The sequence below is a fragment of the Micromonospora sp. NPDC051300 genome (assembly GCF_044455315.1).
GTDB lineage: Bacteria > Actinomycetota > Actinomycetes > Mycobacteriales > Micromonosporaceae > Micromonospora > Micromonospora robiginosa.
Genome location: NZ_JBITEP010000026.1, coordinates 23417 through 31892 on the forward strand (window position 1 = coordinate 23417; position 8476 = coordinate 31892).

At 76.1% G+C, this 8476-nt stretch carries 5 protein-coding genes; 2 read left to right on the plus strand and 3 right to left on the minus strand.

All coding sequences use genetic code 11. The annotated features are described in order from the left end of the window. Positions 1–2: 2 nt before the first annotated feature. Together ACIA5A_RS24190 and ACIA5A_RS24195 are read right to left on the minus strand one after the other, a co-directional pair. A complete protein-coding gene (locus tag ACIA5A_RS24190) occupies positions 3–2663 on the minus strand; it encodes a nitrate- and nitrite sensing domain-containing protein (RefSeq protein ID WP_396766480.1) in 2661 nt (886 codons plus the stop codon). 18 nt (positions 2664–2681) lie between these two features. Further along, on the minus strand, positions 2682–4064 hold the full coding sequence (locus tag ACIA5A_RS24195; RefSeq protein ID WP_396766483.1) for an FGGY family carbohydrate kinase: 1383 nt from the start codon (positions 4062–4064) through the stop codon (positions 2682–2684). A 233-nt stretch (positions 4065–4297) separates the two neighbouring features. On the opposite strand from ACIA5A_RS24195, the gene ACIA5A_RS24200 reads away from it, so the two are divergent. Next, positions 4298–6217 (plus strand): chorismate-binding protein, encoded by a 1920-nt coding sequence (locus tag ACIA5A_RS24200; RefSeq protein ID WP_396766486.1) that lies wholly within the window; start codon positions 4298–4300, stop codon positions 6215–6217. 74 nt (positions 6218–6291) lie between these two features. Here the strand turns inward: ACIA5A_RS24200 and wrbA are convergent, their stop codons facing one another. Further along, entirely contained in the window at positions 6292–6909 is a 618-nt protein-coding gene (gene wrbA / locus ACIA5A_RS24205) for an NAD(P)H:quinone oxidoreductase (protein WP_396766489.1), read from the minus strand. A 300-nt stretch (positions 6910–7209) separates the two neighbouring features. Between wrbA and ACIA5A_RS24210 the strand changes: the two genes are divergently transcribed. Beyond that, positions 7210–8313, plus strand: coding sequence for a winged helix DNA-binding domain-containing protein (locus ACIA5A_RS24210; protein ID WP_396766492.1), 1104 nt, complete (start codon positions 7210–7212; stop codon positions 8311–8313). Positions 8314–8476: the final 163 nt, after the last annotated feature.

Below are 8476 nucleotides of genomic sequence, written 5' to 3' on the forward strand. Positions count from 1 at the left end.
CGTCACTGTCGTCGTCCCCCTTCGTCGCGCGGCACGTACATCTCGGTGGTCTCCTCGGCCTCGGCCCGCCGCACCCCGCCGTAGAAGCGGGACAGCATACCGCCGACCGCCTCCGGGTCCGGCTCGTGCCGCACCGCCGTGTGGCCCGGCCGGTCGGCCGACGAGACCGCGGCGAGCTGGGCCATCGGCACGCGTACCGGCAGGCCCCGCTCGTTGGTCCCCCCGGTCACCGGCGTCCGCGCCGGCGCCGGCGTCACACCGAGCACCGACGACGTCGGTCCCTGGCGGGAGAACCAGCCGCCGGTCGCCGCCGCGCCCGCGGCCGGTGCGAGCACGTCCTCGGCCCGACCGGGCACCGGCCGGGGGCGCGGCACCACGGCGGGCGGGCCGGCGGGCGGCCCCACCGGCGACGGCTCAACCACGTCGCCGAGCGGCCGGCCGGTCAGCGGCGACACCGGCAGCGCCGGCGGGCCCGGCTGCGCCGGCGACACCGGATGACGGCCGGCCACCGGCAGCTCCGCGGTGGCCGCGCCGAGCGCCCGCGACGCCGCGGCCGCGTGACCGCTCAGCATCCGCGCCGGCACCGGCGGGGCCAGCCCCGGCGGCGGCGTCTCGGCCAGCAGGTCGGCCGGGACGCGGACCCGGGTCACCAGGCCCTCCCGGCCGGGGCGCAACTGCACCCGCACCCCGTGCCGGGAACCCAGGTGGCTCACCACGAACAGACCCATCCGCTCGGACGCGGACACGTCGGCCGCCGGCGGCTCGGCCAGCACCGCGTTCGCCTCGGCCAGCGCGCCCGCGCTCATGCCGAGCCCCTGGTCGACGATCTCCACGAGCGCGCCCGGCCCGTCCGCCTGGACCAGGACCCGCACCACCGTCTCCGGCCGGGAGAACGTCGTGGCGTTCTCCAGCAGCTCCGCGAACAGGTGCACCAGGTCCCCGACGGCGTGCCCGACCAGGTGCAGGTCGGTGCGGTTCTCGTGGCGCACCCGCTGGTACTGCTCGATCTCCGCGCTCGCCGCGAGCAGCACCGCGCCCAGCCCGACCGGCCGGTTCCACCGCCGGGTCGACTCGGTGCCGGCGAGCACCAGCAGGCTCTCGTCGTTACGGCGCATGCGGGCGGCGAGGTGGTCCAGCTTGAACAGGTTCTCCAACTGCTCCGGGTCGCTCTCCTCCCGCTCCAGGTCGTCGAGCAGCTCCAACTGCCGCTCCACCAGCACCTGACTGCGCCGAGCCAGGTTGACGAACATCGCGTTGACGTTGCGCCGCATCATGGCCTGCTCGACCGCGACGTCCACGGCGCTGCGGTGCACCGCCACGAACGCCTCCGCCAGCTCACCGATCTCGTCCTGCGAGTCGACCACGGCCGGCGGCACGTCGATCGCGCCCACCGGCCGGTCCACAGTCCGCAGCCGCTGCAGGGTCATCGGCAGCTCCACCTGTGCGATGCGCAGCGCCTGTCCGCGCAACTGGCGCATGGCGCGGGCCACCGACCGACCCACCAGCAGGGAGATGAGCACCGCCACCAGGAGCACCGTGACGATGCCGCCGGCCACCAGCAGCGTCTCGCGCAACTGCCGGGCGCTCGCGTCGTCGGCCCGGCCGACCGCGTCGTCGAGGATCTCCCCCTCGAGCTGACGGAACAGCTCCTGCCGCTGCTCGGTGGCCGCCCACCACTGCGGCGCGGACGGCAACGCCGGCTCCGCCCCGCCGTTGGGCAGGGTCCGTTCCTCCAGCCGGGTGGCGGTGACGAAGGCCGGGTCCACCGAGGTGCGGTCGTAGCGGCGCACCTGGTCGGCGGTCGCCGCCACCCGGAACGCGCCCAGCGCGGTGAGCTGCTGGGCCCGCAGGTCGGTGAGCGTCACCTGGTCGTCCGGCTCGTACCGGCCGGCGCGGGCGGCCGCGTACAGCTCGGCGCGGATCCGGGAGGACAGCTCCTTGACCCGGGCGAGCTGCACGTAGCGCAGCACCGCCTCGGTCAACTCCCGCTGGCCGTCGCCCGGCGACGGCTCGGCCAGCAGGTTGAGCAGCGCCGCGACGGCGCGGTGGTAGTTGCTGAGCACGGTGTCGGCGGAGAGCACCGCGGGCGGCACCGCGGCCCGGATGTTCACCACCTGGTCGTACGCCTCAAGCGCCTCCGAGTAGGAGACCCGCCACGCGGCGTCGGCGTCGGCCAGCGGCTCGGCCGCGGCCCGCAACTCGTCCACCGCCCGGTCGCTGGCCTCCTGCAACGGCCGCAGCGCGGCGACCGCGGCGTCCCGGTCGGCGCCGGTGCCGGCGCGGCGCAGCGCGGCCAGCTCGCCGGCGGACCGGTCCCGCTCCTGCTGGAGCCGGTCGACCACGGCGGTGATCTGCCGGCCGATCCCGACCTGCTCGGCGAAGTCGCTCAGCGCGGTGGTCTGCCCCACCAGGCCCCGGGTCTGCACGCCGGCCAGGACCAGGAACGCCACCGAGGGGATCACCAGCACGGTGGCGAGCTTGGTGCCCATCCGCCAGTCCCGCAGCCGGAACCCGGAGCGCCGCCGGTGCGGCGGCGGGGCCGCGCCGCGCGCCGGGTCGGGACCTGCGCCCACACTTGCCTCCTCGGTCCGCTCCACCGCGCCGGGGAGCGGGATCCATCCAACCAGGCCGGCCGGCGCTGTCAACGCCCGCCCGGACGGCATGAGCAGGACGGTCAGCGGTTATCGGTGCGGCGCGGCATCGGCGTCGATCCGGCCGACACCGCCGATGTCGGCCGCCTCCGACACCCGGCCCAGGGCCACCAGCGCGGCGCCGGTCGCCCCGATCTCGGGGTTGCGCTGCCACCGCACCGTACGCGGGACGAGCGCGTCGGCGAAGGCTTCGCGCCACCACGGGGAGGCGGTCAGCGCCCCGCCGCCGAGGACCACCTCCATCGGGTCGCCGACGCCGGCCTCGAGCAGCGCCAGGTCGTCGGTGACGAGCCGGCACAGCCCGGTCATCAGTCCGACGAGGATGTCCACCGCGGTGGTGCCGAAGCTCAGCCCGCGCAGCTCGCCCGAACCGGCCGGGGCGGTGCCCGGCGGCCGGTCCCCACCGAAGCGGGGGTCGGCCCGCACCGCCGTGCCGGACGCGGCACGGCGCAACGCCGCCTCCAGCTCCGCGCCCTGCGGCAGCCGCAGCTCACGGTTCGCCCAGGCGAACAGGTTCCCGCCGCTGGAGTACGCCGCGCCGGTCACCACCCGGTCGTGGTCGACCCGGTAGCGCCACAGCTCGTCCGGCAGCGGCGGCAGCTCGGCGCCGGCCGGCACGGCCTGGATCATGCGGACCGCGGCGGAGGTGCCGATGGTGACCGCGGCCCGGGAGTCGTCGACGCAGCCGGAACCCACGTTCGACGCGGCGCCGTCGCCGACCGGCGCGGCCCAGCGCGCCCCGGCCAACTGCGGCCACCGCCTCGCGTGCTCCCGGTTCAGCTTCCCGTGCCAGTCCGGCGGGGCCAGCGGCGGCAGCCGCTCGGGACGCACGCCGGCCAGCGCGCACGCCTCCGGGTCCCAGTCGAGCCGCCGCAGGTCGAGCAGCCCGGTGCCGGAGGCCAGCGAGATGGACATCGGGGCGTCGTCGAGCAGCGCGCCGAGCACGTACTCGGCCAGGCCGGCGAACCGGCCGGTCCGCGCCGCGCCGCGCCCGGCCAGCCAGGGCAGCCGCACCGACCAGTAGCAGCGGTGCCACCAGGCGCCGGTGCGCTGGTGGTAGGCGTCCGGGTCGGCCGGACCGGCCACCCCGGCGGGGGGCGCCGGCCGGGTGTCCAGCCAGGTCAGCACCGGCCCGGACGGGGTGCCGTCGGCGGCCAGCGGCAGCACCGAGTGCCACTGCGCGGACGTGGCGACCAGCCCGACCCGGTCGAGGTGCCCGCCCTCGGCCAGTTCGTCCAGGCACTCGACCAGACACGCCAGGTAGCCCGGACCGTCGAGCGTCCCGGTGCCGTCGTCGCCGGTGGCCAGGTGCACCTTGCGGCGGGCCAGCGCGCCGGGACGCGGCACCGCGTCGGCGTCCAGCACCAGTCCGCGTACCGAGGAGGTGCCCAGGTCCAGAGCGAGAATGTCCATCGCCGGACAACCTACCCGGCGCGGCCGGCGCCGCTGATCGGGTTCCCCGGCACCGCCCGGTCGCGTACAGTGATCGTCATGCCCGCGCACCTGTCCTGCTGGTGGCCCGCCGACCCGGCGGCCCACCCCCGCGCGTAGCTTCCCCACGCGGCCGCCCGACGAGGCGGCCGCCGGTCTCTCCCGGCATCCCGGGTCGCCCTCGCCGGCGGCCACCGGCCCACCGAGGAGACCCGATGACCATCCCGTCCGACCCGCTGGCCGCCGTCGCCGCCGGCCGCGACCCCGGCCCGTTCGCGCTCGTCCGCCGCGAGGGCGCCGACCACGTCGACCTGTACGCCGGCCCGGCCCGCAGCGCCGAGCGGCTGGCCGACCTGCCCCTGCCCGACGGGCCGGCCGGACCGCGCACGCTGGCCCTGGTGCCGTTCCGGCAGATCACCGAGCGTGGCTTCACCTGCCGGGACGACGGCCTGCCGCTGGAGTTCCTGGAGGTCCGCGAGCATGTGCGGATCCCGCTCGCGGAGGTGCTGGACGCGCTGCCGGACGCGCCGGTGCGCACGGGTGACGCCGGCTTCGACATCTCCGACGACGCGTACGCGGCGGTCGTCGAGCGGGTGCTCACCGACGAGATCGGCCGGGGCGAGGGAGCGAACTTCGTCATCCACCGCACGATGCGGGCGAACGTGCCGGGCGATCCGCTGGCCGCGGCGCTGGCCGCGCTGCGCCGGCTGCTGGTCCACGAGCGCGGGGCGTACTGGACGTTCCTGGTGCACACCGGGACCCGCACGCTCGTCGGCGCCAGCCCCGAGCGGCACGTCAGCGTGGCCGACGGGCTGGTCGAGATGAACCCGATCAGCGGCACCTTCCGGCACCGGGGCGGGACGGCCGACCGGGCCGCGCTGCTGCGCTTCCTGCACGACGAGAAGGAGGTGGAGGAGCTGTACATGGTGCTCGACGAGGAGCTGAAGATGATGGCCGTGGTCGCCGAGCACGGCGGCCAGGTGGTCGGGCCCTACCTGAAGGAGATGGCGCACCTGACCCACACCGAGTACCTGCTGGCCGGGCGCTGCTCCCGGGACGTGCGGGAGGTGCTGCGCGAGACCATGTTCGCGCCCACCGTGACCGGCAGCCCGATGGAGAACGCCTGCCGGGTGATCGCCCGGCACGAGCGCGGCGGGCGGCGCTACTACGCCGGCGTGCTCGCCCTGCTCGGCCGCGACGAGCAGGGTCGGCAGACGCTCGACGCGCCGATCCTGATCCGCACCGCCGAGTTCACCGCCGACGGCGCGCTGCGGGTGCCGGTCGGCGCCACGCTGGTCCGGCACTCCACCGCCGCCGGCGAGGTCGCCGAGACGCACGCCAAGGCCGCCGGGGTGCTGGCCGCGCTGGGCCTCGGCCCGGACGCCCCACGACCCGACGCCGCGGCCGCCGTCCGGCACGCCGACGACCCCGAGGTACGCGCCGCGCTGGCCGCCCGCAACCTCCCGCTGGCCCGGTTCTGGCTGCGCCAGCGGGAGCCGGGGACGATCGCGTTGCCCGGGCTGGCCGGCCGCCGGGCGCTCGTCGTCGACGGCGAGGACACGTTCACCGGGATGCTCGCCCACCAGCTCGGGGCGCTGGGCTTGACGGTCACCCGCCGGGACTGGTCACGGCCCGGCCCGCTCGACGCGTACGACCTGGTGGTGGTCGGCCCCGGCCCGGGCGACCCGCGCGACGTCACCGCGCCGAAGATGGCGGCGATGCGGGCGGTGCTGACCGACCTGCTCGACTCGGGCCGGCCGACCCTGGGGGTGTGCCTGGGCCACCAACTGCTGGCCGGGCTGCTCGGCCTGCCGCTGCACCGGCGCGACGCGCCCTACCAGGGCACCCCGCGGGACGTGGACGTGTTCGGGGTGACCCGCCGGGTGGGCTTCTACGCCAGTTTCACCGCCCGGGCCGACACCGGCCGGGTCACCGGCGCGTACGGCCCGGTCGAGGTGTCCCGGGACCCGGCGGACGGCGCGGTGCACGCGATGCGCGGCGCCGGCTTCGCCGGGGTGCAGTTCCACCCGGAGTCGGTGCTCAGTCGCGACGGCACGGCGGTTCTGGCCGACCTGCTCGGGCACCTGCTCGACCGGCCGGCGCTGACCGCGCATGGCGTGGCCGATCGGGGGTAGGTCGAACGTCGACCGGTGGTCCGCGCGGGTTCGAGAGCCCCCGCCCGGACCACCGGTCGCCCGTCCGGCGCCGGTCAGCCGGCCATGCCCCGCTTGAGCGCGGCGCCCATCAACACCGCCCGCTTCGCGGTGAGCGCGGTGGCGGCCAGCGCGACGTGGTCCGGGGCGACCTCGCCGTTGTTGCTGGTGTGCGACGCGCCGTACGGGTTGCCGGCGACGAACTGGCTGGGATCGGTGTAGCCGGGCGTGACCACGACGCCGCCCCAGTGGTAGAAGACCGTGTACAGCGACAGCAGCGTCGCCTCCTGGCCGCCGTGCGAGGTGGCGGTCGAGGTGAAGCCGGTGTAGACCTTGTCCGCCAGCGCGCCGTTGGCCCAGAGCGGGCCGGTGGTGTCGATGAACTGCTTGAGCTGCGCGGCGATCATCCCGTACCGGGTGGGCGAGCCCATGATCACGACGTCGGCCCAGGACAGGTCGTCCGGCTCGGCCTCCATCACGTCCTGGGTCTCCAGCCGGTGCGCCTGCCAGCCCGAGTTCGAGCGGATCGCCTCGTCGGGCGCCAGCTCACGTACCTTGCGCAGGCGGACGTCGGCACCGGCCTCCTCCGCCGCCTCGACCGCCGACCGCGCCATCTGGTAGGTGATTCCGGTCGCGCTGTAATAGATCACCGCGACCTTGACCTGGCCATCCATCAGACGTTCTCCTCCTCGATTCGCGGGGTAAGCTCCGGCGACTACCCGTTACTTGCGGCGTCAAACGCCGCTCAAGATTTGCGCAAGTTCGGCGGGCAACCGCTCTCCTGCCCGCGCCGGCCGGGGATCCTGTTCCCACCGGCGCCGGCCGTACGCCGCCCCGCGCCGGGAACCTGAACGGGGGATCGCGCTCCGTCGGCGGCGCAGCCGGCGTAGCGCGATCAGGGGCCGTTACCGGCCCGCCCGAGCTGTCGGCACGCCGACCTATGCTGGCCGTCCACCTGCCGACGGGAGCCCGCCGTGACCGTACGCCTCAGCCGCGCCGAGGCGCTCGCGCTGCGGATGACCAGCCTGCTGCTGCGCCCGCACCCGGCACTGCGGCCGCGGAGCGTGTCCGACGTGGTCGGGTGGTTCGGCGCCATGCAGGCGCAGGACGCGGCGAGCGGGCTGTGGTCGTTGGGCGTCCGCCTGCCCGGGGCGACCCGCGACGACGTCCACGCCGCGCTGGAGCGGCGGGAGGCGCTGCGCACCTGGCCGATGCGGGGCACCGTGCACCTGGTGCCCGCCCGCGACGCGCACTGGATGCTGGCCGTGACAGGCGTCCGCTCGCTGGGTGGGCTGGGCGCCCGCTGGCGGCAGCTCGGGCTCACCCTCGCCGACGGCGACCGCGCCGGCGACGTGCTCGGCGAGGCGCTGAGCGGCGGTGGCCGGCTCACCCGCGCCGAGTGCCTGGCCGCGCTGCGCGCCGCCGGGCTGGACACCACCGGCCAGCGCGGCTACCACCTCCTCTGGTACGCCAGCCAGCGCGGCATCACCTGCATCGCCCCGCACGTCGGCACCGAGCAGACGTTCGCGCTGCTCGACGAGTGGGTGCCGGATCCGCACCGCCCGGAGCGCGACGAGGCGCTGGCGGTGCTGGCCCACCGCTACGTGCGCGGCCACGGCCCGGTGACCCGGCACGAGCTGGCCCGGTGGAGCGGCCTGACGGTCACCGACGCGACCCGGGCGCTCACCCTGGCCGGCGACCTGCTCGCCCCGGTCGAGGTGGACGGCGAGCCGTCCGTCGTCGACGCCGCGCTGCTCGACGCGCCCCGGGCGGCGGTCGACGACGTGCACACGCTGCCCGGCTTCGACGAATACCTGCTCGGCTTCAAGGACCGGTCGCTGATGCTCGACCCGGCGCACGCCGACGCGGTGGTGCCCGGCAACAACGGGATGTTCCAGTCCACGGTGGTCCGCGCCGGCCGGGTGGTCGGCACCTGGAAGCGGACGCTCGGGGCGAGGACGGTGACCGTGACCGTGCGGCAACTCGTGCCGTTCGACGCGCCGCTGCGCGCCCGGGTCGACGCGGCTCTGGCCGGCTACGCCGCCTTCCTCGGGCTGGAGCTTCGTCACTCCTGGTGACGACACCTCATTAAACCGTGTCGAATCCACCGGCCACGAGGACTGCGGAAGGGTCGGCGGCCCCCGCCCCCCACCCATCCCCGCGCGGCCGGACGCGCAGGCGGCAACCGCGCCCGCCCCCCCCCCCACGTGCCGGGTCAGGGTGCGCCCCCTGCCCCGGGCG

Coding starts and splice junctions, on each gene's coding strand:
- wrbA (WP_396766489.1), bottom strand. CDS start 6,909: ATGGATGGCCAGGTCAAGGTCGCGGTGATCTATTACAGCGCGACCGGA.
- ACIA5A_RS24195 (WP_396766483.1), bottom strand. CDS start 4,064: ATGGACATTCTCGCTCTGGACCTGGGCACCTCCTCGGTACGCGGACTG.
- ACIA5A_RS24200 (WP_396766486.1), top strand. CDS start 4,298: ATGACCATCCCGTCCGACCCGCTGGCCGCCGTCGCCGCCGGCCGCGAC.
- ACIA5A_RS24190 (WP_396766480.1), bottom strand. CDS start 2,663: ATGCCGTCCGGGCGGGCGTTGACAGCGCCGGCCGGCCTGGTTGGATGG.